Annotated in this window: 21 protein-coding genes; 4 read left to right on the top strand and 17 right to left on the bottom strand. The window is 64.3% G+C overall.

The window, feature by feature from the left end:
• Positions 1–6: 6 nt before the first annotated feature.
• The 12 genes from AC1RUR_RS28670 to AC1RUR_RS28615 form a co-directional block, all read right to left on the bottom strand.
• A complete protein-coding gene (locus tag AC1RUR_RS28670) occupies positions 7–240 on the bottom strand; it encodes a hypothetical protein (protein WP_492850264.1) in 234 nt (77 codons plus the stop codon).
• A gap of 22 nt (positions 241–262) precedes the next feature.
• Complete coding sequence (locus AC1RUR_RS28665; RefSeq protein WP_492850262.1) at positions 263–1,615, bottom strand: pyruvate dehydrogenase complex dihydrolipoamide acetyltransferase; 1,353 nt, start codon at positions 1,613–1,615, stop codon at positions 263–265.
• A gap of 62 nt (positions 1,616–1,677) precedes the next feature.
• Positions 1,678–2,130 carry a nucleoside deaminase gene (locus tag AC1RUR_RS28660; protein ID WP_492850260.1) on the bottom strand — a complete coding sequence of 151 codons (453 nt, stop codon included), beginning with the start codon at positions 2,128–2,130 and terminating at the stop codon, positions 1,678–1,680.
• Between the two features lie 2 nt (positions 2,131–2,132).
• Complete coding sequence (locus AC1RUR_RS28655; protein ID WP_092181243.1) at positions 2,133–2,435, bottom strand: DUF5076 domain-containing protein; 303 nt, start codon at positions 2,433–2,435, stop codon at positions 2,133–2,135.
• 3 nt (positions 2,436–2,438) lie between these two features.
• A complete protein-coding gene (locus AC1RUR_RS28650; RefSeq protein ID WP_492850258.1) occupies positions 2,439–3,842 on the bottom strand; it encodes a pyruvate dehydrogenase complex E1 component subunit beta in 1,404 nt (467 codons plus the stop codon).
• A 29-nt stretch (positions 3,843–3,871) separates the two neighbouring features.
• Positions 3,872–4,894: a pyruvate dehydrogenase (acetyl-transferring) E1 component subunit alpha gene (pdhA, locus tag AC1RUR_RS28645; RefSeq protein ID WP_492850256.1), complete on the bottom strand. Its 1,023-nt coding sequence runs from the start codon at positions 4,892–4,894 to the stop codon at positions 3,872–3,874.
• 372 nt (positions 4,895–5,266) lie between these two features.
• Positions 5,267–6,784 carry an aldehyde dehydrogenase gene (gene adh / locus AC1RUR_RS28640; protein ID WP_492850254.1) on the bottom strand — a complete coding sequence of 506 codons (1,518 nt, stop codon included), beginning with the start codon at positions 6,782–6,784 and terminating at the stop codon, positions 5,267–5,269.
• A gap of 170 nt (positions 6,785–6,954) precedes the next feature.
• Positions 6,955–7,914, bottom strand: coding sequence for a helix-turn-helix domain-containing protein (locus AC1RUR_RS28635; RefSeq protein WP_492850252.1), 960 nt, complete (start codon positions 7,912–7,914; stop codon positions 6,955–6,957).
• Between the two features lie 218 nt (positions 7,915–8,132).
• Positions 8,133–8,450, bottom strand: a complete 318-nt coding sequence (locus tag AC1RUR_RS28630; RefSeq protein ID WP_011087554.1) for an FtsB family cell division protein — start codon at positions 8,448–8,450, stop codon at positions 8,133–8,135.
• Positions 8,451–8,569: 119 nt separating this feature from the next.
• A complete protein-coding gene (locus AC1RUR_RS28625) occupies positions 8,570–9,121 on the bottom strand; it encodes an NADPH-dependent FMN reductase (RefSeq protein WP_492850250.1) in 552 nt (183 codons plus the stop codon).
• Positions 9,122–9,303: 182 nt separating this feature from the next.
• Positions 9,304–10,302, bottom strand: coding sequence for an MBL fold metallo-hydrolase (locus AC1RUR_RS28620; protein ID WP_492850248.1), 999 nt, complete (start codon positions 10,300–10,302; stop codon positions 9,304–9,306).
• A gap of 110 nt (positions 10,303–10,412) precedes the next feature.
• Complete coding sequence (locus tag AC1RUR_RS28615) at positions 10,413–11,357, bottom strand: AraC family transcriptional regulator (RefSeq protein WP_492850435.1); 945 nt, start codon at positions 11,355–11,357, stop codon at positions 10,413–10,415.
• Positions 11,358–11,498: 141 nt separating this feature from the next.
• Here AC1RUR_RS28615 and AC1RUR_RS28610 point away from each other — a divergent pair, with 141 nt between their 5' ends.
• Positions 11,499–12,236 (top strand): SDR family oxidoreductase, encoded by a 738-nt coding sequence (locus AC1RUR_RS28610; protein WP_492850246.1) that lies wholly within the window; start codon positions 11,499–11,501, stop codon positions 12,234–12,236.
• A 30-nt stretch (positions 12,237–12,266) separates the two neighbouring features.
• Here AC1RUR_RS28610 and AC1RUR_RS28605 read toward each other — a convergent pair whose 3' ends face one another.
• Positions 12,267–13,406 carry a zinc-binding dehydrogenase gene (locus AC1RUR_RS28605; RefSeq protein ID WP_492850244.1) on the bottom strand — a complete coding sequence of 380 codons (1,140 nt, stop codon included), beginning with the start codon at positions 13,404–13,406 and terminating at the stop codon, positions 12,267–12,269.
• Between the two features lie 51 nt (positions 13,407–13,457).
• Positions 13,458–14,741, bottom strand: coding sequence for a phosphopyruvate hydratase (gene eno / locus AC1RUR_RS28600; RefSeq protein ID WP_492850242.1), 1,284 nt, complete (start codon positions 14,739–14,741; stop codon positions 13,458–13,460).
• A 174-nt stretch (positions 14,742–14,915) separates the two neighbouring features.
• Here eno and AC1RUR_RS28595 point away from each other — a divergent pair, with 174 nt between their 5' ends.
• Genes AC1RUR_RS28595 through AC1RUR_RS28585 form a run of 3 tightly spaced genes read left to right on the top strand, consistent with a single transcriptional unit; the run spans position 14,916 to position 17,223 of the window.
• The gene (locus tag AC1RUR_RS28595; RefSeq protein WP_492850240.1) at positions 14,916–15,893 is read left to right on the top strand and encodes a Vgb family protein; all 978 of its coding nucleotides are present in this window, start codon (positions 14,916–14,918) and stop codon (positions 15,891–15,893) included.
• 51 nt (positions 15,894–15,944) lie between these two features.
• Positions 15,945–16,397 carry a preQ(1) synthase gene (gene queF / locus AC1RUR_RS28590; RefSeq protein WP_492850238.1) on the top strand — a complete coding sequence of 151 codons (453 nt, stop codon included), beginning with the start codon at positions 15,945–15,947 and terminating at the stop codon, positions 16,395–16,397.
• A gap of 16 nt (positions 16,398–16,413) precedes the next feature.
• Complete coding sequence (locus tag AC1RUR_RS28585; RefSeq protein ID WP_492850236.1) at positions 16,414–17,223, top strand: substrate-binding domain-containing protein; 810 nt, start codon at positions 16,414–16,416, stop codon at positions 17,221–17,223.
• A gap of 8 nt (positions 17,224–17,231) precedes the next feature.
• Here AC1RUR_RS28585 and AC1RUR_RS28580 read toward each other — a convergent pair whose 3' ends face one another.
• From AC1RUR_RS28580 to AC1RUR_RS28570, 3 genes are all read right to left on the bottom strand, one after another.
• Positions 17,232–20,576, bottom strand: a complete 3,345-nt coding sequence (locus AC1RUR_RS28580; protein WP_492850234.1) for an autotransporter outer membrane beta-barrel domain-containing protein — start codon at positions 20,574–20,576, stop codon at positions 17,232–17,234.
• 291 nt (positions 20,577–20,867) lie between these two features.
• Positions 20,868–22,100 carry an HlyD family secretion protein gene (locus AC1RUR_RS28575; protein ID WP_492850232.1) on the bottom strand — a complete coding sequence of 411 codons (1,233 nt, stop codon included), beginning with the start codon at positions 22,098–22,100 and terminating at the stop codon, positions 20,868–20,870.
• Positions 22,093–22,563 (bottom strand): hypothetical protein, encoded by a 471-nt coding sequence (locus AC1RUR_RS28570; RefSeq protein ID WP_492850230.1) that lies wholly within the window; start codon positions 22,561–22,563, stop codon positions 22,093–22,095. The genes AC1RUR_RS28575 and AC1RUR_RS28570 overlap by 8 nt, the downstream gene beginning before the upstream one ends.
• Between the last annotated feature and the right edge of the window lie 20 nt (positions 22,564–22,583).

Genomic DNA, 22,583 nt, shown 5'->3' with positions numbered 1-22,583 from the left:
TTCAACTCAAGAGGCGCCGCGGGCGCGGCGCTTGACCAAAAGATATCTCACCAGCCATTCGAGCATTGCCGCCAGGACCATGACGGCCAGCGCGGTGAACACGATAGGCTGGGCGATGTTCCGTGCCAGTTGCTCACCGGCAAGGAACGCAGAGTGAAGGAATTCGAGCCCAATCGGGTTGAGCGCGACGACGGCTCCGAGCAGCAGCGATATCCACGGCCAGCGGGTACGGACATGCAACGTTGCCCCCTCTGCCGCCGTGTCAGACCATCATCATGACGGGATTTTCGATCAGCTGCTTGAAGGCGCCGATCAGCTCGGCGCCGAGCGCGCCGTCGATGGCGCGGTGATCGCAGGACAAGGTCACGCTCATCATGTTCGCGATCTCGATCTTGCCGTTCCGCACCACGGGTCGTTCTTCGCTGGTGCCGACCGCGAGGATGGTGGCATGCGGCGGGTTGATCACGGCGGTGAAGTGGCTGATGCCGAACATCCCGAGGTTGGAAACCGCGGTGGTGCCACCCTGGTACTCTTCGGGCTTCAGCTTGCGCGAGCGGGCGCGAGCGGCGAAATCCTTCATCTCGTTGGAGATGGTGGAGAGCGTCTTGGTCTCGGCCTTCCGGATGATCGGCGTGATCAGGCCGCCGGGCATGGCAACGGCGACGCCGACGTCGGAATGGTGATGCTTGACCATGCCGCTTTCGGTCCAGCTCACATTGCAGTTCGGGATCTTCTGCAGCGCGACCGCCATCGCCTTGATGACGAAGTCGTTGACCGAGATCTTGTAGAGCGGCTTCTTCTCCTTGTCCTTGGGAGCAGCCGCATTGATCTCCTCGCGCGCGGCGAGCAGCTTGCCGATGTCGCAGTCGATGGTGAGGTAGAAGTGCGGGACGTTCTGGATCGACGCTGTCAGGCGCTGCGCGATGGTACGGCGCATGCCGTCATGCGGGACGACCTCGTAGGAGCCGGGCTCGAACAGCGACAGGATCTGCTTGTCCGACATGGTCGGCGCGATCGAGGGCGCGGAGGACGGCGCCGCCGCGGGCGCCTTGAGGCCCTTGCCTGACTTGGCCTGCTCGACGTCGCGGGCCACCACGCGGCCATGGGGGCCGGTGCCCGTGACCATCGACACGTCGATGCCGGCGTCCTTGGCAAGACGACGCGCCAGCGGCGACGAGAACACGCGGCCGCCATGGCCGTTGCTCTGCGCGGCCGGTGCGGCGGCTTGCGGCGCGGGCGCGGCGGCAGGCGGCGGTGCGGCCTTGGGCGCAGCCGGTGCCGGTGCTGCAGCGGGAGCATCAGCAGGTTTCTCGGCCTTCGGCGGCGCGGCTGAAGCGCTGGGCTTGGCGCTGCCTGCGGCCTTCACGTCCTCGCCCTCGCCGGCGAGCACGGCGATCACGTCATTGACCGGGACGTCCTGCGTGCCCTCGGGCACCAGGATCTTGGCGATCGTGCCCTCGTCGATGGCCTCGACCTCCATGGTCGCCTTGTCGGTCTCGATCTCGGCGATGACGTCGCCGGACTTGACCTTGTCGCCTTCCTTCTTCAGCCACTTGGCGAGGTTGCCCTTCTCCATCGTCGGCGAGAGAGCGGGCATCAGGATGTTGATGGGCATGCTGACCTCAAGAAGAACTTTGCAAAAATTCGTCTCCGACAGCGAAGACGAACAGACCAGGTTTAGTTGCCGATGTCGCCTTGCCAAAGGCGCTCATTGGCCGGGATAGAACGCCAATTCTTCATCATGGTGATGGAGCGATCATCGGCAAGGTCGATCCAGGGGATCCCGAACTTGTCGAGGATGTCCTTGGATCCCGGGAAGGTGACGGATTCCCCGATCACCACCAGCTTCACCTTGAACAGACCAAGCGCGCCGGCGCACATCGAGCATGGCGACAGTGTGGTGTACATGACGGTGTCGTGGAACGAGATCACGCCGGCCTCGCGCAGGCAGCTCATCTCGCCGTGCAGGATCACGTTGTTCTCCTGCACGCGGTTGTTGTGGCCGCGGGCGATGATCTGGTTGTCGCGCGTCAGCACGGCGCCGATCGGCAGGCCGCCCTGCGCGATCGAGGCCTCCGCCTCGCGGATCGCCTCGAGCATGAAATCGAAGTGATAGGATTCGATCGCCACTGTCAGTGCCCCTTCCCGCGCGGTGTCGTGGTGCCGGTGTCCGTGGGACGCTCGATCTCGGCCTGGAACATCTCGAGGATCCGGTTCAGCGCGTCTTCCTCGGTATATTCGCTCTCGCGCGCATAGGCGCGCGCGGCGTGGCGGGCGAGATCGACGAGCAACAGGCCCCACATGTCGGGCTCCTCGAAGGCACGCTGGAACGCCATCGACAGCCCGCCGTCCAGCACGAACACGCGCAGGATCTCGACCGCGTCCTCGCGGGTCATGACGTCGGGTGGCAGAGGCTGTTCCTTCGGGCCCGCCATGGTCTACCTGTAGCAGACGGCTTTGGCGGCCTCGACGACTTCCGCCGCCGAAGGCAGCGCGAGCTTCTCCAGGTTCGCCGCGTAGGGCATCGGCACGTCCTTGCCGGAGACGCGGGTGACAGGGGCGTCGAGATAGTCGAAGGCGTTCTCCATGATGCGCGCGGCGATCTCGGCGCCGACGCCGCTCTGGGCCCAGCCCTCTTCCACCGTGACGGCGCGCCCCGTCTTCTTGACGGAGTTGATGATGGTCTCGGTGTCCATCGGGCGCAGCGTGCGAAGATCGATCACCTCGGCCTCGATGCCGTCCTTGGCGAGCTCGTCGGCGGCCTTCAGCGCATAGGTCATCCCGTTCGACCAGGAGATGAGGGTGACATGGCTGCCGGAGCGCACGATGCGCGCCTTGCCGATCGGAATCACGAAGTCGTCGAGCTTCGGCACTTCGCCGGTGTGACCGTACAGCACCTCGTTCTCGAGGAAGATCACCGGATTGGGATCGCGGATCGCAGCCTTGAGCAGGCCCTTGTAGTCGGCGGCCGAGAACGGCGCGACGACCTTGAGGCCCGGAATGTTCGAGTACCAGGCCGAGTAATCCTGGCTGTGCTGGGCGGCGACGCGCGCCGCAGCACCATTGGGCCCGCGGAACACGATCGAGCAGCCCATCTGGCCTCCCGACATATAGAGCGTCTTGGCGGCGGAGTTGATGATCTGGTCGATCGCCTGCATGGCGAAGTTGAATGTCATGAACTCGACGATCGGCTTCAGGCCGGTCATGGCGGCACCGACGCCGACGCCGGCAAAGCCGTGCTCGGTGATCGGGGTGTCGATGACGCGCTTGGGCCCGAACTCCTGGAGCAGGCCCTGGGTGACCTTGTAGGCGCCCTGATATTCGGCGACCTCTTCGCCCATCACGAAGACGTCGGCGTCGCGGCGCATCTCTTCGGCCATCGCGTCGCGCAGCGCTTCGCGGATGGTCTGCGTCACCATCTCGGTGCCGGCAGGCACTTCCGGATCGGGCTCGGCAACAGCTTGCGGTGCGGGCGCAGCCTTTATCTCTGAAGACTTGGGCACGGGCGCTTCGGCCTTCGCGGCGGCAGGGGCTGCGGATTCGGCGGCCTTCTGCTGCGGGGCCGGCGCGGGCGTCTTGGCGAGATCAGCGGCGCTTTCACCGTCGGCGAGAATCGTCGCGATCGGCGTGTTCACCGCGACGTCGGCGGTGCCCTCGGGGATCAGGATCTTGCCGAGCGTGCCCTCGTCGGTCGCCTCGACCTCCATTGTGGCCTTGTCGGTCTCGATCTCGGCGATGACATCGCCGGACTTGATCGTCTCACCCTCTTTTTTCAGCCATTTGGCGAGGTTGCCCTTCTCCATCGTGGGCGACAACGCGGGCATCAGCACTTGAATTGGCATATCGACTCCAAAAGAAAGCTTGCGCGCGTTCAGCGGTAAATGTCGGTCCAGAGCTCGGCGGCATCCGGCTCGGGATCATGCTGGGCGAAATCGGCAGACGCGTTGACGATGTCGCGCACTTCGGCGTCGATCGCCTTGAGGTCGGCCTCGCTCACCTTGGCGGCCAGCAGGCGATTGCGCACCTGCTCGATCGGGTCCTGGTCGTGGCGGACCTTTTCGACCTCCTCGCGCGTCCGGTATTTTGCAGGATCGGACATCGAGTGGCCGCGATAGCGGTAGGTCTGCATTTCAAGGATGAAGGGGCCCTTGCCGGCGCGGCACCACGCGGCCGCCTCGTCGCCGGCAGCCTTGACGGCGCGGACGTCCATGCCGTCGACCTGTTGGCCGGGGATGTTGAAGGACGCGCCGCGCTTGGAGAAGTCCTGCTGGGCGGAAGCGCGCGAGACCGCAGTGCCCATGGCGTAGCGGTTGTTCTCGATGACGTAGATCACCGGCAGCTTCCAGAGCTCCGCCATGTTGAAGCTCTCATACACCTGGCCCTGATTGGCCGCACCGTCGCCGAAATAGGTGACGCTGACATTGCCGTTGCCGCGATAGTTGTTGGCGAAGGCCAGCCCGGTGCCGAGCGAAACCTGGGCGCCGACGATGCCGTGGCCGCCGTAAAAGTGCTTCTCCTTGCTGAACATGTGCATGGAGCCGCCCTTGCCCTTGGAATAGCCGCCGCGGCGCCCCGTGAGCTCGGCCATCACGCCGTTGGCGTCCATGCCGGTCGCGAGCATGTGACCGTGGTCGCGATAGCCGGTGATGACCTGATCGCCCTCCTTGAGGGCCATCTGCATGCCGACCACCACGGCCTCCTGGCCGATATAGAGGTGGCAGAAGCCGCCGATGGCGCCCATGCCGTAGAGCTGGCCGGCTTTTTCCTCGAACCTGCGGATCAGGAGCATGTCGCGGAGCGCCTTGAGCTCCTGCTCCCTCGTGAATTCCGGGGGCGAACCGCCGTTGGTCTTGTCGTGTGGAGTGCTTGCGGCGGCTTTCTTGGGTGCGGCCATGGGAATTCCGGGTCAGAGAAAACTTTCGTCCTCTCTAACCCAAGTCAAACACCCTTGGAAAGCACCGCGGCGGCATGGCACGACTTTCATTATGCCGCACTGCAACGTGATCGTAATATTGCAAAATCTTTGGCGCTGATAGGGCAACAAATCTATGCACGGGCGCCGCACGCGCAGATTCGTGGCCGCGTCAAGAACTGCGAGCCACCATTAGCCTGCCCGGCTGAAACCAAACGCATGAGTTTGGCGCCGAAGCTTCCACAGCGTCATGGCCGGGCTTGTCCCGGCCATCCACACTGCCCAGCGGCACGAAGGACGTGGGTGCCCGGGACAAGCCCGGGCATGACGACCTCCTCAGTGCCACGTCCCCGATCAGAAGAAGCCGAGCTTCTTCGGGCTGTAGCTGACCAGCAGATTCTTGGTCTGCTGGTAATGATCGAGCATCATCTTGTGGGTCTCGCGACCGACGCCCGACTGCTTGTAGCCGCCGAACGCCGCATGCGCGGGATAGGCGTGGTAGCAGTTGGTCCAAACCCGCCCGGCCTGGATCGCCCGGCCGAAGCGGTAGCAGCGGTTGGCGTCGCGGCTCCAGACACCGGCGCCCAAGCCGTAGAGCGTGTCGTTGGCGATCGCGAGCGCCTCCTCGTCGTTCTTGAAGGTCGTGACCGAGACGACGGGGCCGAAGATCTCCTCCTGGAAGATGCGCATCTTGTTGTGGCCCTCGAACACCGTCGGCTGGACGTAGAAGCCGCCGGAGAGATCGCCGCCGAGCTCGGCACGACCGCCGCCGGCCAGCACCTTGGCGCCCTCCTGCTTGCCGATGTCGATATAGGAGAGGATCTTCGCGAGCTGCTCGCCGGAGGCCTGCGCACCGATCATGGTGTCGGCCGCACGCGGATCGCCCTGCTTGATGGCAGCGACGCGCTTCAGCGCCCGCTCCATGAAGCGGTCGTAGATGTCGGCGTGGACCAACGCACGGCTCGGACAGGTGCAGACCTCGCCCTGGTTCAGCGCGAACATGACGAAGCCTTCGATCGCCTTGTCGAAGAAGTCGTCGTCCTCGGCGGTGACGTCCTTGAAGAAGATGTTCGGCGACTTGCCGCCGAGCTCCAGCGTGACCGGGATGAGGTTCTGGCTGGCATATTGCATGATCAGCCGGCCCGTCGTTGTCTCGCCGGTGAAGGCGATCTTGGCGATGCGCGGGCTCGAGGCCAGCGGCTTGCCGGCTTCGAGACCAAAGCCGTTGACGATGTTGAGGACGCCGGGCGGCAGAATATCCGCGATGAGCTCGGCCCAGACCATGATCGAGGCCGGGGTCTGCTCGGCGGGCTTGAGCACGACGCAATTGCCGGCGGCGAGCGCAGGCGCGAGCTTCCAGCAGGCCATCAGCAGCGGGAAGTTCCAGGGGATGATCTGGCCGACCACGCCGAGCGGCTCATGGAAATGATAGGCGATGGTGTCGTGGTCGATCTCGCCGATCGAGCCTTCCTGGGCGCGGACCACGCCGGCGAAATAGCGGAAGTGATCGATGGCGAGCGGGATGTCGGCGGCGCGGGTCTCGCGGATCGGCTTGCCGTTGTCCCAGGTCTCGGCGATCGCGAGGCGCTCGAGATTCTCTTCCATGCGGTCGGCGACCCGGTTCAGGATCGCGGCACGCTCGGCGACGCTGGTGCGGCCCCATGCGCCCTTGGCGGCATGCGCCGCGTCGAGGGCGGCCTCGACGTCCTGCGCGTCGGAGCGCGCGATCTTGCAGACGATCTGGCCGTTCACCGGCGAGGCATTGTCGAAATACTTGCCGGCGATCGGCGCGACGAACTTGCCGCCAATGAAATTGTCGTAGCGTTCGGCGAAGGGAACTTTGGTGACGCTGAGGAATTCAACCTTGTTCATTGATCACTCCCGATGTTTGCTGTTTGCGCAATTCGTCGCTGCTCGCGACTTGCGCAGACGATGTATCGGGAGACATTTGCTGTCAGCCCTGATGGGAGCGATGGAGGAGTGGACCTGTCGCAGAACTGCGACAGGTGGTAGGCGGCCCGGAAGGGGGAAGACGCGAAGACCTAGTGGTTCAGCTCGAACCGCTTCAGCTTCCGGTGCAGCGTGGCGCGGCTGACGCCGAGGGCCTTGGCGGCCGCCGAAACATTGCCGCCCGCGCGCAGCAGCGCCCGCTGCAGCACGGCACGCTGACCGCCGGCAAGGTGGTCGCGCGCGACGTCGCCGCCGAGGAGATCGGCCGCAGGCACCGGTCGCAACGCCCGGCCCGGCGCGAGCCCCAGTCCCGCCCGGGCGGACCGGGTCGCGCCGATCACGAGATCATCGGCATCGACCGCGACCAAGCCGCCGCACTGGCCGTCCGCAGCCGGCGTCAGCACGATGCGGGCGTGAGCGAAGGCCCGGCGGAACAGGTCGGCCTCAATGCGCTTTGCCGCCTCGCCCGCCGCGAGCGCGATCAGATTGGAAAACGCATCGGTTCGGTCGGCGCGGCAGGAGGAGACATCGAGCACGCCGGCAAACGCCGCCTCGTGGTCGTAGATGGGAACCGCGGTGCAGCTCAGCAGCGTGTTGCGGGTGAAGAAATGCTGGTCGCGGTCGATCGTCAGCGGCCGCTGCTCGACGACGCAGGTGCCGATGCCATTGGTGCCCTCGTGCTCCTCGCTCCAGACCGCGCCGGTCCACAGGCCCCAGGATTGAAAGGTGGTGTCGTCCGCCGATGTGCCGCGACGATCCACCGGCACCCCCTCGCCGTCGGCCAGCAGCACGCAGCAGCCGGCAGCGCCGACCGCCTGGTAGAGCCGGTCCATCGCCCCCTTTGCCGCGGCGAGCAGCGGCGCGATGCGCTCGCGCGCCTCGCGGAGTTCGGCGTCGGTCAAACGCTGGGGCAGGCCATGGCCAGAGGGGTCGAGATGATGCAGTCGGGACGAACGGCGCCACGAGGCCACGAGCGCGGAGCGAGCCGCCTGGCCTGATGCAATAGCGGCCTCGACACGAGCCGCGTGATGCTGGGGCATTGACCCATTCATCACCGTTTCCTCCGGGGGGCAATCTATGACGTGCCGGCGCGGCCTGATTGATCTCTGTCAATCTTGGGGGCAGGTGCGCCGCGCAAGCCATGCCCTCACCGGTGCTGCTCCGTCAAGGCGGCAAAGCCACTGCGGTCTTGCGACTTTTGGCGTGCTGGAGAAGGAAGCGGCCAGCGCGGCGCCGGATTGCGATACCAGTATCGAAACCCGCGCAAGCGCTAGTTCGGCGGGATCATCCGGACGAGATCGCGCGGATTGACGTAGTCGAGCTGGAAGCGCGCCCGCTCGTCCAGCATGTCGGGATCGATCCTCGCGGAACGCAGCAGCGAGACGCGCTGCTCGCTCCTGGCGCGCTCGCGCTTGAGCTGGGCCAGCTCGCTCGTGAGCGCGATGATCTCCTGGTCGAGTTCCTGGCGGGCGTTGAGGCCGTATTTGCCGGTATAGGCGTTGACGCCGAAATAGCCGACGATGGCAGCCGCCATCGCATAGAGGGCAAGACCGGTCAGGATCGATTTGAGGCGCGCGCGGGAAACCATCCTTGGGAAGATGGGGCAGCTTGGTTAAGGGAGAGCTAATGCCCCCCCCTGCCCGCGCCACCAACCGTCATCGTCATGCCCGGCCTTGTCCCGGCCATGACGATGAACTGGTGTTGGGCTCAGCCGTGATGCTTGGCCACGTGCGCGGCGAAGGCGTCGATATAGGCCTGGAGCACGGTCTTGAGCGCGTCCTTGGCCAGATTGCCGTCGGCATCGAAGGCGTCGCCGACGGCGTTCAGATAGGCCTCGGGCTGCTGCATGATCGGGCCTGAAATGCCCGGCAGGATGTTCTGCAGGGTCTTGGCGGCGCTGACGCCACCGAGCGGACCCGGCGAGTTCGAGATGATGCCGACCGGCTTGCCGTTGAACGAGCTCTTGCCATAGGGCCGCGAGGCGACGTCGATGGCGTTCTTCAGCACGCCGGGGATGGCGCGATTGTATTCGGGGGTGACGAACAGGACGCCGTCCGACTTCTGGAGCTTGTCGCGGAAGGCCAGCCAGTCCGCGGGCGGCGCGCCTTCGAGGTCCTGGTTGAAGAAGGAGATGCCCGCCGGCGTGACGACCTCGAGCTTGAGCGAGGCCGGCGCGAGCTTGGCGAGCGCATTGGCGATCTTCAGCGAGAAGCTGTCCTTGCGCAGGCTGCCGGCGATAACGACGATATTGTAGGCCATGGGGGGTCCTCGAAGACTTGAGCGGGAGTGCCGGGCGGCACTTAAGCGGCCTCGACCAATCAATGCAAGTGCATGAACCGGCCCGATTTGGAAACGCTGAGTTTCGCGAAAGCAGATGGTCTCCCAAAACGATCAGGCCGCCAAGCGGCGGCCTGATGTTTCGAGCAAGTCCGCAACCAAGATCAGATCGTCGGATTCCAGGCCGACGGGATCAGGCGATATTTGGCGCCGTCCTTCTCGACATGGCCGACCGAGGGAAAGGTGAAGTGGAAGCCGATCACGGTCGCCTTCTCGGCCGCCGCCATGTCGTAGAATTTGTGGCGCGTCTCCTGCGCCATCGCGGCGTCGTTGTCGAACATCACGTGCCAGTCCGGATTGCGCAGGAAGAACTCCGGAATGTTGGTGACGTCGGACTGGATCAGCACCTTGGCGTCGCCCGATGCGACCGCGAAAGAGGTGTGCCCGGGGGTGTGGCCGGGCGTGGCGATCGAGGTGATGCCTGATACGACCTCCTTGCCCCACTCGTATTTGGTGACCTTGGACTCGAGGCCGGCGAAGGTCTTCTTCACGTTGGCGAAGTAGTTCTTCATCATCGGGCTCGACTCGGCCTTGGCAGCGTTGTCCTCGCTGGTCCAGAACTCCCAGTCCTTGCCCGGCACCATGATCTCCGCATTCGGGAAAGCGAGCGCACCGTCGGCGAGGCGAATGCCGTTGGTGTGGTCGGGATGCAGATGCGAGAGCAGCACGACGTCGATGTTCTTCGGGTCGACGCCGGCGGCCTGGAGGTTTTGCAGCGTGCGGCCGACCGCGCCCTTGCTGGGCTCGAGATTGGCGACGCCGTTGCCGGCGTCGATCAGCACCAGCTTGGATCCGGTGTTGATGAGCTGCGGGTTGAACGGCACCGTGACCATGCCCTTCGGCATGTAGGCGGCCTCGCCCGCGGCAAGCGCCTCGTCCTTGGGCGCGTTGACGACGAACTTGTCCGGCATCGGGAAGGTGCGCGCGCCGTCATTGATCGAGGTGCACTCGAAGCTGCCGACCTTGTAGCGATAGAAGCCGGGCGCCTGCGTCCCGGCTTGCGGCACTGCAGCATTGGCAATGGTCGGTCGAAGTCCGGTGGCGGCAGCCGCACCGATGGCGGCGGCGCCTGCGAGCAGATGACGGCGATTGAGATCGGTCATGGAGAGGTCCCCTTCTGAGCCCTTGCGGTTTTCCGCTTTCAATGGCGGCGGAATAATCTCCCGCTTCGCTCAGAAGGCAAGACCTTCCTTCGGTGACGTGCCGTCGCAGATCACGATAATTTATTTGGAGCGTTGGGGAATTTTTCGTCCGTGGCCTGTCCACGCCAGTATCGCTTCGGCGCACGGCCGTAGACCCGTTTGAAGGCATGTCCGAAGGCGCTCTCCGACGCGTATCCCAGCTGCGCGGCGGTTGCCGAAACGGTCGCTCCACGTCTTAGCTGATCGCGTGCAAGCCGCATGCGCCATCGAAGAAGGTAGTCGAGCGGCGTCAGCCCCACCAGCGACTTGAACCGCTTCGAAAACGCGGATCGCGACATGGCGATCGCGTCGGCCAATGCGTCCAGGGTCCAGGGGTGAGCGGCGTTTTCGTGCATCAGCCTGATTGCCTTGCCGATCCTGGCATCGACCAGCGCGTTGATCCATCCAAAACCCTCTCCGGCACTCTGATCCAGCGCCGCGCGGAGCACCTGGACGAGCAAGACGTCGGCGAGCCTGTCGGTGAGTACGGCCGCGCCGATTCCCGTCCCCCTGATTTCAAGATCGAGAATCTGGAGCGTGGAATGAATGACTGACGCCGACGGACTGCGAGATGGTATGAGCAAAATGCGAGGGAGCGCATCGAGCAGCAACTCGGCGTCAGACGCTTCGAAGCCGAAACTCCCGGCGAGCAGAACGGTATCGCTGCCCGCGTGACGGGCGACATCCGACTGCGTCCAATCGAACGCCGCTATCCCGTCTTCGGGAGCGAGGCGCTCGTCGTTGGCAAGAACATAGCCGGGTGCATTGGCCAGAAGAAAACAGTCGCCGGTGGCAAGCCGATGACGGGCTTCGTCGCCAAAATCGATCCAGCAATCACCTCGGATGACCGCGCCGAACTTCAGGGCAGGTTTTGCCGGGAACCGATACGACCAATTGCCGCCCGCCTCGAACCTCGTGCAACGCGCCGCGCGAACGTCCAGGAGCGAGAAGACCTGAGACAACGGGTCCGAGGTCATGTCCAGGTGCATGTCGAGCTGCCTGTCCGAAAGTTTGTCCAAGGCTTGATCCGATCTCGACGATTTTCGAGCATTTCGAGCATAGATCATCCTCGCGACCGATGCGAATTTCATCTCGCAACGAATTGGATGGAACACCCTATGACAGGCATCGCGGGCAAGGTCATCGCCATCACGGGCGCCAGCAGCGGAATTGGCGACGCCGCCGCCCGGCGTCTCGCAGAGCGTGGCGCCATCGTGGTCCTCGGCGCACGGCGCTCCGACAGGCTGGAGATGCTGACCGCGAGCATCGCGTCAAAGGGCGGAAAGGCGTCATATCTCGTCACCGACGTCAGGCGACGCGAGGACGTCGCCAGGCTCGTCGGACTCGCAACAGACCGATACGGAAAGTTGGACGTGATGATCAATAATGCGGGGATTGCTCCGATTTCGCATCTGGACGATCTGAGGGTCGACGACTGGGACGACATGATCGACGTGAACGTGAAAGGCGTGCTCTACGGAATCGCCGCGGCCTTGCCCGTCTTCCGTCGTCAGGGCTTCGGCCATTTCGTCAACACCCTGTCGACCGCCGGCATCAAGATCGTTCCGACAATGGCCGTCTACGCGGGCTCGAAGAACGCCGTCAGGGCGATTTCCGAAGGGCTTCGTCAGGAGGCCGGCCCATCGCTTCGGGTGACGACCATCTCCCCCGGTTATGTCGACACCGAGCTTCCATCCTCCATGACGGATTCCGCGCTACGGGAGCAAGGGCAAGCGAGCATGAAGGCGCTGGCCATTCCAGCGAGCGCTATCGCGGAAGCCATGGCTTTCGCGATAGGGCAGCCGGATAATGTGGATGTCGGCGAGATCGTTATCCGCCCCACCGCTCAGGCCTGAATTCGATCAGGCCCCGGACGCCGTCGCACATCACGACGACTTGTTCGGGTTGATGAGGAATTTTTCGCCGGTGGCGCGTTTGGCGTAGACCGCAATGTTGGCGGGATCGAGCGCCTCGGGAAGCGAGACGACCTTGGTGTAGTGGCTGGCGAAGGTGGTCTTCAGTTCGTTCACGACGCGCTGGCGCAGCCGTCCGATATCGGCCGGACCGATCTTCTGGAGGAATGGGGTCAAGAGCCAGCCGCCGACGCCCCAGGCCATGCCGAAGCCGCGCGGCAGCTCGATCGGACGGACGTCGAGCCCGCCGTAGACATAGACCTGCTTGTGCACGCTGGAGCCGTAGCGGCTGTATTCCTTCGCGGTCTTGTTGATCGCGATCTCCATGCAATTGAGGATGTCGCCGGCGAGCTTGCCGCCACCGATGGCATCGAAGGCGATGGTGGCGCCGGTCTCGACCAGCGCGGCCGTGAGATCGTCGAGGAAATCAGGCGCACTGGAATCGACGACGTGTTTGGCGCCGATCTTCTTCAGGATGTCCGCCTGCTCCTTGCTGCGCACGATGTTGACGAGCGGGATGCCGTCCGCAAGGCAGATCTTGTTCAGCATCTGGCCGAGATTGGAGGCGGCCGCGGTGTGCACCAGCGCCTTGTGGCCCTCGCGCCGCATGGTCTCGGTCATGCCGAGCGCGGTGAGCGGATTGACGAACCAGGAGGCGCCCTCCGCCGCCGTCGTGCCCTCGGGCAACGGCTGGCAGTCCCGCGCCTTCAGGGTCCGGTATTGCGAATACATGGCGCCGCCGATCATCGCGACCGTCTTGCCCATCAGCGCCCTCGCGGCATCCGATGAGCCGGTCTTGATCACGACGCCGGCACCTTCATTGCCGACCGGCAGGGACTGGTCGAGCCGCGCGCCCATCGCACGCATCGCACCGTCAGGCACCTTCGCGGTGATGATTGGCGCCTCTTTCGTACCGGACGCCTTGGCCGTGCTCATGTCGGCGGCGCCGACGAGCAGGCCGAGGTCGGACGGATTGATCGGCGCCGCCTCGACGCGGACGACGACCTCGTCGTCCGCGGGCTCGGGGGTCGGCATGTCGGCAAGCGAGATTTCCAGCTCACCGCTCTTCTTGATCAGCGAACGCAGTTGCAGTCCGGTCTTGCCGTCGCTCATGTCGATCCTCCGCTGTCTTCGTTTTTCGCGCTTTCGCGCGGTGACGCTGGCTTACGCCAGCGCCTTCAGTGCCGCCCTGCCGCCGTAGAGCGCCTGCTTGCCGAGTTGCTGCTCGATGCGCAGGAGCTGGTTGTATTTGGCGGTGCGATCGGAACGCGCCAGGGAGCCGGTCTTGATCTGACCGCAATTGGTGGCGACCGCGAGGTCGGCGATGGTGGAATCCTCGGTCTCGCCGGAGCGGTGCGACATGACGGAGGTGTAGCCATTCTTGTGCGCCATCTCGACGGCGGCCAACGTCTCGGTCAGCGTGCCGATCTGGTTGACCTTGATCAGGATCGAGTTGGCGCGGCCGGCCTTGATGCCGTCGGCGAGGCGCTTGACGTTGGTGACGAAGAGATCGTCGCCGACCAGCTGGCACTTCTTGCCGATGAGGTCGGTGATCTCCTTCCAGCCGTCCATGTCGTCTTCCGACATGCCGTCCTCGATGGTGACGATCGGATAGCGGCCGACGAGGTCGGCGAGATATTTGGCCTGCTCGGAGATCGAGCGGGTCTTGCCCTCGCCTTCATAGACGTACTTGCCGTCCTTGAAGAACTCGGTCGAGGCGCAGTCGAGGCCGAGGACGATGTCGGTGCCCGCCTTGTAGCCGGCCTTGCCGATCGCATTCATGACGAATTCGAGGGCTGCGTCCGCCGACGGCAGGTTCGGGGCAAAGCCGCCCTCGTCGCCGACATTGGTGTTGTGGCCGGCCTTCTTCAATTCGGATTTCAGCGTGTGGAAGACTTCGGCGCCGTAGCGCAGACCCTCGGCAAAGGACGAGGCGCCGACCGGGAGGATCATGAACTCCTGGAAGTCGATCGGATTGTCGGCATGCACACCGCCATTGATGATGTTCATCATCGGCACCGGCAGCAGCCGCGCCGAGGTGCCGCCGACGTAACGGTAGAGCGGCATGTCGAGCGAGTTCGCGGCCGCCTTGGCGCAGGCGAGCGAGACGCCGAGGATGGCGTTGGCGCCCAGCCGGCTCTTGTTCGGTGTGCCGTCGAGATCGATCATGATCTGGTCGATCTGGGCCTGCTGCTCCACATCAAGGCCGCTCAAAGCCTCGAAGATCTCGCCGTTGACGGCGCCCACCGCCTTGGTGACGCCCTTGCCGAGATAGCGAGCCTTGTCGCCGTCGCGCAGTTCCACCGCCTCATGGGCGCCGGTGGAGGCGCCTGATGGCACGGCGGCACGGCCAAGCGCGCCATCTTCCAGCACGACGTCGACCTCGACGGTGGGATTGCCCCGGCTATCGAGGATTTCGCGGCCGATGATGTCGATGATGGCGGTCATGATGTGCACTTCCGTTCGTTAGGGCTGATCGGTGCCGCGGGTCTTACACGGGCCGCAAGCAAATGTGAACGCTTGGACGAGCCTCTTCGACTGACGCCCGGAGCGCCTCAGATTATGGTTGAGGGCGTCGCGTCCGTGCGCCTAACCTCAATCTGAAACAGTCGGGGTAACGCCATGAATCGCCGCCAGTTTCTCGCCTCGAGCGCCGCCCTCCTCGCGGTCCGCCCGTCTCTTGCGCAGGAAGGCCCGTTCCGGACGAAATATTTCCCTATCAGTGCCGGCATCGGCCTGCACGATCTCGCCCCCGCCCCCGACGGCGCCGTCTGGTTCACGGCGCAGGGCAAGGGCATGCTGGGAAGGCTCGATCCCAAGGATGGCAGCTTCAAGACGGTCGGCCTCGGTCAGGGTGCCGCTCCGCACGGCGTGACGATCGGCCCCGATGGCGCGCCCTGGGTCACCGAGGGCGGCCAGAACGCGATCGCACGGGTCGATCCAGCGGATTTGAAAGTCACGTTGTTCCGCCTGCCCGAAAAGTTCGCCTCCGCCAATCTCAACACCGGCGTGTTCGACAAGAACGGCACCTATTGGTTCACCGGACAGTCCGGTTATTACGGCCGGCTTGCGCCCAAGTCGGGCGAGATGAACGTTTTCCGGGCGCCTAGGGGTGTCGGCCCCTATGGCATCACGGTGACGCCCAAGGGCGACGTCTGGTACGCCTCGCTCGCCGGCAGCTATATCGCGAAGATCGATCTTGCGACCGGCAACGCCAATGTGGTCGAGCCGCCGACGCCGAACCAGGGATCGCGGCGTGTCTGGTCGGATTCGAACAGCCGCATCTGGGTCAGCGAGTGGAACAGCGGCCATGTGTCGGTGCACGATCCCGCTGACGGCTCCTGGAAGACCTGGAAGCTGCCGGGCGAACGTCCTCGTGCCTATGCGGTGTATGTCGACGACAAGGACAAGGTCTGGCTAACCGATTTCTCCGCCAACGCCATCGTCCGGTTCGATCCCGCGACCGAGCGGTTCAACGTCGTCGCCAGCAACAAGCCGAATGCCAATGTCCGCCAGCTCGACGGCAGGCCGGGCGAGCTCTGGGGCTGCGAGTCCGGCAACGACCGGATCGTCGTGATCCAGACAATCGCGGCCGGTTGACGGCGGCTCCAATTGCGTCCATCCCGGCATCCGCAAAAGGATGTGACGACGATGGCGAAGAAATCCCTCCAGCTCGGCCGCGCGGTGGAATGGCCGCAGACGCCGGAAGAAGCCCAGCTCGACCGCGTGCCCAATCCGCAGAAGGGGACGGACTATCTGGTGCGCTTCACGGTGCCGGAATTCACCTCGATCTGCCCGGTGACGGGCCAGCCGGACTTCGCGCATCTGATGATCGACTACGCGCCGGGCGCGTGGCTGCTCGAGTCAAAATCGCTGAAGCTCTACGTCGCGAGCTTCCGGAACCACGGCGCCTTCCACGAGGACTGCACCGTGATGATCGGCAAGCGCATCGCCGCCGAGATCAAGCCGAAATGGCTTCGCATCGGCGGCTATTGGTACCCGCGCGGCGGCATCCCGATCGACGTGTTCTGGCAGACCGGACGCGTGCCGAAAGGCCTGTGGGTGCCGGAGCAAGGCGTCGCACCCTATCGCGGGCGGGGCTAGCAGGAGAAGAACAACAATGAAATCGATGTCAGCACCGTTCCGCAACCTTGCCCTGAACCTTGCCCTGGGTCTTCTGGGCGTCCTGTGGCTCACCGGCGCGTCCGATGCGGCCGAGGTCCGGGTGATGATCTCCGGCGGATTGACGGCTGCCTACAAGGCGCTTGTGCCGGAATTCGAGAAAGCCACGGGCAACAAGGTGCTGACGGAATATGGGCCGTCGATGGGGACCACCACCAACGCGATTCCCGTGCGGCTCGAGCGCGGCGAGCCGGCCGACGTCCTGATCATGGTGGGCTATGCCCTCAACGACCTCGCCAGCAAGGGCAAGGTCGTCGCCGGCAGCCAGGTCGATCTGACCAGATCGCCGATCGGGATCGCCGTGAAGTCGGGCGCGCCCAAGCCGGACATCAGCTCGGTCGAAGCAGTCAAGCGCGCGCTGCTGGCGGCGAAGACGATCGCCTATTCCGACAGCGCCAGCGGCGTCTACGTCTCGACCGAGATGTTCGACAAGCTCGGCATTGCCGACGTCATGAAGGACAAGGCACGCAAGATTCCGGCAACGCCGGTCGGCGAGATCGTCGCGCACGGCGAGGCCGAACTCGGCTTTCAGCAGATCAGCGAATTGAAGCCCGTGCAGGGCATCGACATCGTCGGACCGCTGCCGAACGAGTTGCAGAAGATCACGATCTTCTCAGCCGGCATCGCGACCGTCTCGAAAGAACCCGATGCCGGCCGGGCCTTGATCAAGTTCCTCGCCTCACCGGCCGCCCGCGACACGATCATTGCGAGCGGCATGGAACCCATCCCGGCTGGTGGAGCGAATTAAGGCTGACATCACCACGCGTACCGCACCACGCCCTTGCCGGCGTAGGAGCGTGTGACGTCCGAGAACTCGCCCTCGAACGTGCCGGCGGCCGACCAGCCGTTCAGCCACTTCTTCTCGACCGATCCCGTCACCAGCGCGGAGTCCGAGGCCATCGCCGCGCCGTTCACGACGAAGCTCGCGCCGGGCAGCGTCTGAAACGTGGCGCCGATGGCGCGGTCCGGATTGAAGTCGTGCGCCCAGGCGAGCCGCCCGCGCAGCGTGACGATGCCGTCGGCCTGGGCGAACGCCTTGTCGGTGCGTAAGCCCAGCTCGCTGCGGGTGTCGGTGACGCTCTTCGCATTGTAGGCCAGCGCAAACTGGTTGCTGCCGACGATTGCCTGTTCGGAATAAGCCGGCAAGTCGAAGGTGGTGAACTGGGCCGCCGCATAAGGCGTCCAGCCCAACCCGTGCGATACGAAGCGATAGCCGCCCTCGAGCCGCCCGGAATAGGTATTGGCGTTGAACGCGGCGCGCAGGCGATCGAGGCCGGCAACCGTCACGGTGCGATCGGTGGTGATGTCCTGCCAGCCATAGGCCAGCGCGCCGGTGATATAGGCCGGCCCGACGTTGTGCCGGAAGAATGCGCCGGCCTGGAACAGATCGGAGCGACCGCCACCGAGCGCATTCGCCACCGTGAAATTGGTACCGCCGCCGGCGAGCGCGAAGCCGACCAGCGTCTCGCGCGAGATGCGATAGTCCGCGCCGACGGCGGTTGCGTAGAGGTTGCTGGTGGTGCTGTTCGATCCAACGGCGGCGTTGCCATCGGTTGCTTGCGAACCGCCGAAGCCCGCCGCCCAAACGCTCCAGCGCTGCTCGAAGGCGGGGGCAACCGGCGGCGCCTTGGTGGAGATGGCGGCATGGGCGTCGCGCTCGCTGCGGCCCCTGCCCCTGGCCGCATAGGCAAGGCTCTCGTCCGCAAACGCGTTCGGCGTACCGCCTGCACTGACGGGATCGCCGCGGCCCGCGATGAAGGGATCGCTCATTACGCCCATGAATTGGTTCATCGCGTTGAACGTTGATTGCTGCGGCGCGCTGCCGACTTCGCCGGAGAGTTGCGTCAGGCCGAACGGCGTCAGGCCGCCGAACGCGATCGGGATCGTGCCGTTGCTGTTGAAATAACCAATGATCGCGTTGCCGACGTTCTGCTGATTGCCGTTCAGATTGCCAGACGGCGGCGCGAAGCCCAGCACCAGGTTGAGATAGGCGTGGGTGGCAGTGGCGTCATAGCTCAGTGAGGTCTTGAAATTCGCCGGCAGGCCGATGTTCACCACGGTGGGATCGAACGTGCCGGTGATGCTGCCCGCATTCAGGATCGTGTACTGCTTGGCGACGTAAGAGCCGCCAGCAAAGTTAGCGCTCACGGTGGCGCCGCCAAGCGCTGCGTTGCCGGTGACATTGGCAAAGGTGGAGGTCGTGGGATTGACGAATACGTTGAAGTACGCCCCGGACTGCATCGCGAGGCTTGCCAGGGTCATGGAGGTTCCTGGCCCACCTGGGGCGCCCGGCGAGAAATAGCCTCCCGCGATCTGGGCGGCACCGACGGTGCCGGTGCCGGTGAGGTATCCGTTCGTATTTACCGTGGTGAGGATTGACGACGCGATCGAGCCGTTCACCACGAGCGTGCCGCCGTTGATCGTGGTGGCGCCCGTATAGGTGTTGTTACCCGACAGCGCCAGCGTACCGATGCCGACCTTGACCAGGGAGGCACCGGTACCGCCACCGAGACCGCCGTCGGCGATGACGCCGCTGACATTCGTCGACTGGTTGTTGCTGCCGACCGTCAGCTCGTTCTGGCCGAGGCTGAAGGTGCCGCCTCCTGCAATCGAGCCGGCCTGGATCCTGCCGTCGTTGTTCAGACCGAACGTGGTACTGAAATCCGTCAAGCCGGTCGCACCGTTGGTGATGGCGGAGTTGCCGGCAGTGGAATTGTTGAAAAAGCTCAGGAAGGTATTGTTGGTGATACTGGCGCTGCCGGCCGTGCTGTGGTCGACGAACTCCATGAGAACGCCGTTGTTGGTGATGACGGCGCCGCCAGCCGTCGCAAAGTCCCCGAATTGCAGGTTGTTGCTGCTGGTGATCGTGCTGCTGCCGGCGGTACTGGTGTCTGCGAAGACCAGATGTCCGTCGTTGGTGATGCCAGCGCTGCCCGCCGTGCTGGCGTTCAGGTAGATCAGGCCCGCGCTATTGCTGGTGATGTTGATATTGGCCGACGCGATCGTGCCGTTCGCTGCCAGCACACCACTGTTGACCGTGGTGGCGCCGGCATAGGTGTTGGCGCCCGTCAGTGTCAGCGTGCCGGTGCCAGTCAGGGTCAGGCCGCCAGTGCCGGTCAGGGCAGTGGCGAAGGTGACGACGTTGGCGCCGGTGTCGAACGTGGCGCCACCGCTGCCGATGGCGGCCAGTCTGGAGGAAATGTCGGTGGTTGTACCCGCCGCCCATTGCAGGCCGCCGCCGTTGAGCGTGATCTGCCCCGTGCCGAAATTGTTGGCGGCGCTGAAGTTGATCAGGCCGCCGCTGACGGTCGTTCCGCCGGTGTAGGTGTTGGCACCCGACAGTGTGAGCGTACCAGTGCCCGTCTTGGCGAGCGAAGCTCCCGCGCCGCCGCCAACGCCGCCATCATGGATGACGCCCGAAAATGTCGTCGAGAGATTGTTGCCGCCGACGGTCAGGATTTTCGAGCCAAGATAGACATTACCGTCGCCCTCGATCGAACCGGCGGTGGTACCGCCCGTCACGAGCTGCGAGACGTCTAGATAGCCGGTGCCGTTCAAGATGAAACGCGCGATTCCTCCGCTGGCCGAATCTCGGAAGACGGCTCCGCCGCCGGCGTTGGCGGTGACGGTGGCGCTGCCGGCGGTGCTGGTGTCGGCGAATGACGCGATGCCATTGTTGGTGATATTGGCGGTGCCAGCGGTGCTGTCGTTGTAGAATTGCAGAGACAGGTTGTTGGTAATGCTGGCGTTGCCGGCGGTGCTGCTGTTCAAGAAAATCAGGCCACCACCGGTGAGGCTGGCGCTGCCGCCATTGACCACGATGCCGGCGCCCGAGAAGAACAGGTCAACGGCGTTCGATACTGTAAAGTTGTAGTTCGACGCCCCGGCATTGAAGGTCCAGCCGCCGACCGAGGTGGTGGAGGAGATCGACAGGGTGGTGGTATTGGACGTACCGAAGAAGGCGGTGCCGCTCGGCACCGCCGCCGGGCTCCAGTTGGCGGAGGCGTTGTAGTTGCCCGACCCCGGATTGAGCAGCCAGGTCGCATCCTGCGCCTGCGCCGCGCCGTTGAGAAACACCGTCGCCACAATCAGCGTCGTCATCGACGGCAACGTCCTGATCGAGAATGCCCGCTGCGCGGGTCGCGAGCCGCCTGCCCCAGCCATTCCAAATTCCACAGCGCAATTCGATTGCTATACGATGCGATTCATCGCCAATTATTTCGAACGGGAAATAATTAGCTGCTTCGCAGCCTGTGGACCATCGCCGACATTTCTCGTGGCCAGCCCGGTCGCCAATTTTCCGCGGTGGTGTGATTGCGGGGCAACAGGTGATTGCATATTTCCCATGCAGTGCGGAGAACTGCGGGCGATCTCCGGCGTCTTCTGGGCGGATCAATGCCCGCTCAGCACCAGTGTCTTGATCGGCAATAGCAGGGCCTGAATCCGCAGCAGCATGGCGTGCACGAGCCCCGTCGCATCGACGACATGCAAGGTGAAGCTCTTGAACGCGCCGACCTTCCCTGACGAGATCAATTCGTGATTGCTGGTGTAGGCGTTGGCGATGCAACTGCTGCCCGGCGTCACGCCCTGGAGACCGCCCTGGTAGATCGGCTCCATGAAGACGAGAATCGTACCGGGCCGAGTGGTATTCTGCACTTCGAGCAGTTGCTCACCGCCCCTGAATTGGCCCGCCGCGATGTAATCCTGCACGTCGGTGATCACCATCGGAATGATCGTCCACGGCTTGGAAATGCAGGTGGCCTCGGCCACCATCCCGACCTTCATGACCTGTGCTTCGATCTGACCGAACCCCGCCGACAATGCGCGTTGCCCGGCACCTTCAGGGATCAGGACGCCCGCGGAGCGTATCATGGGATTGACGACATCGCCCGGCCTCAGCAGGAACTGCTCGACACGGCCATTCACGCCGGCGCGAACGTAGGTCTTGTCAAGATCGACCTGTGCCTCGGCGAGTACTGCTTCCGCGCTTGCCTTCTCGGCCGGAAGGAGCGCACTGACGCGCGTCGCTGCCGACTGCTTTGCCGCGGTTGCAGCATCGACCGAACCCTGACGGCCGGCGACGGCCGCTTCGAGCTTTTCGATATCCCGCTGCGGCACGATGCCTGGATTGCGCTTCTGGAGCTCGCGCTTGACGTCGAGTTCGTCGCTGGCCTGTTGCAGCGCGCTCCTGGCTTCCTGAAGCTGGCCCTCCGACTTGAGAATATCGGCCTGCGCCGCCAGCATCGATGCATCGACCTCGGCAATCTTGCGCTTCGCCGTCTCCAGCGATGCTCGCTGCTTGGAATTGTCCAGCCGGAAGATCACGTCGCCTTGCTTGACCGGCGCGCTGTAATCGACATGAACCTCAGCCACGCGGCCGGTGATCTCGGGAACGATCGGGACGGACCGATAGTACAACGTCGCTGAATTGGTCGACGGATGAAAATAGAAGATCATCGTGATCAGGGAGACCGTCAGCATCAGGCAGGCGATGATGCCAAATCGCAGCTCGAACCAAACCGAGAAAAGCGTGATCTCGCGCCCAATACGCTTTCCCTGCCGATAGCGGCGGTAGAGATAATCTGGAAATATCGTCAGAAGGGAGCAGAGCAGCAGCTCAAGCATGGCTGGCCACCTCGCTCTTGGCCTCCCCGATCTTGGCCTCCCCGACCTTGGCGTCGGCGGCCGCAGAAGGTTGCGCGGCGGCAGCTTGGTCGGGCGACTCGGTCGGGTCCTGCTCCGGTGCAACGCCGGCCATTTTCTCGACCGATCCGGCGATCTTGCGTAGCGGCGTGCTGAAGTCGGGCAGATCGATCATGGCGAGGAACAGGCCGATCACCCAGAACAGGTGATTGTGCGTGAACAAGGCCAGCAGCCCCAGCACGGCCACGATCTCGAACTGGAGTTTCTGCGACTTGTGGGCCATCCGCTCCGGCATCGTGTGCAGGTGCAAATAGAAATTCCCGACCGCAAGAATTGCCCCGATCAGGACGATGCCGACGACCACCATCAGGACATCGGGATCGCCGGGCGCGGTGATGAAAGAAGGCAAATGATGGGGTGCGGCGGGATGAAGCGACTCACTCACGCAACTCTCCCTGAAATTGT

The organism is Bradyrhizobium sp. GW821-FHT12B03 (assembly GCF_058807535.1).
The sequence above is the reverse complement of the archived record's forward strand: the minus strand, read 5'-3'. Positions and strand labels throughout refer to the sequence as shown.

Bases quoted from the DNA above. Each gene is read 5' to 3' on its own strand.
- AC1RUR_RS28665 (WP_492850262.1), bottom strand. From the start codon at position 1,615: ATGCCCATCAACATCCTGATGCCCGCTCTCTCGCCGACGATGGAGAAG.
- AC1RUR_RS28655 (WP_092181243.1), bottom strand. From the start codon at position 2,435: ATGGCGGGCCCGAAGGAACAGCCTCTGCCACCCGACGTCATGACCCGC.
- AC1RUR_RS28650 (WP_492850258.1), bottom strand. From the start codon at position 3,842: ATGCCAATTCAAGTGCTGATGCCCGCGTTGTCGCCCACGATGGAGAAG.
- pdhA (WP_492850256.1), bottom strand. From the start codon at position 4,894: ATGGCCGCACCCAAGAAAGCCGCCGCAAGCACTCCACACGACAAGACC.
- adh (WP_492850254.1), bottom strand. From the start codon at position 6,784: ATGAACAAGGTTGAATTCCTCAGCGTCACCAAAGTTCCCTTCGCCGAA.
- AC1RUR_RS28635 (WP_492850252.1), bottom strand. From the start codon at position 7,914: ATGAATGGGTCAATGCCCCAGCATCACGCGGCTCGTGTCGAGGCCGCT.
- AC1RUR_RS28630 (WP_011087554.1), bottom strand. From the start codon at position 8,450: ATGGTTTCCCGCGCGCGCCTCAAATCGATCCTGACCGGTCTTGCCCTC.
- AC1RUR_RS28625 (WP_492850250.1), bottom strand. From the start codon at position 9,121: ATGGCCTACAATATCGTCGTTATCGCCGGCAGCCTGCGCAAGGACAGC.
- AC1RUR_RS28620 (WP_492850248.1), bottom strand. From the start codon at position 10,302: ATGACCGATCTCAATCGCCGTCATCTGCTCGCAGGCGCCGCCGCCATC.
- AC1RUR_RS28615 (WP_492850435.1), bottom strand. From the start codon at position 11,357: ATGACCTCGGACCCGTTGTCTCAGGTCTTCTCGCTCCTGGACGTTCGC.
- AC1RUR_RS28610 (WP_492850246.1), top strand. From the start codon at position 11,499: ATGACAGGCATCGCGGGCAAGGTCATCGCCATCACGGGCGCCAGCAGC.
- AC1RUR_RS28605 (WP_492850244.1), bottom strand. From the start codon at position 13,406: ATGAGCGACGGCAAGACCGGACTGCAACTGCGTTCGCTGATCAAGAAG.
- eno (WP_492850242.1), bottom strand. From the start codon at position 14,741: ATGACCGCCATCATCGACATCATCGGCCGCGAAATCCTCGATAGCCGG.
- AC1RUR_RS28595 (WP_492850240.1), top strand. From the start codon at position 14,916: ATGAATCGCCGCCAGTTTCTCGCCTCGAGCGCCGCCCTCCTCGCGGTC.
- queF (WP_492850238.1), top strand. From the start codon at position 15,945: ATGGCGAAGAAATCCCTCCAGCTCGGCCGCGCGGTGGAATGGCCGCAG.
- AC1RUR_RS28585 (WP_492850236.1), top strand. From the start codon at position 16,414: ATGAAATCGATGTCAGCACCGTTCCGCAACCTTGCCCTGAACCTTGCC.
- AC1RUR_RS28580 (WP_492850234.1), bottom strand. From the start codon at position 20,576: ATGACGACGCTGATTGTGGCGACGGTGTTTCTCAACGGCGCGGCGCAG.
- AC1RUR_RS28575 (WP_492850232.1), bottom strand. From the start codon at position 22,100: ATGCTTGAGCTGCTGCTCTGCTCCCTTCTGACGATATTTCCAGATTAT.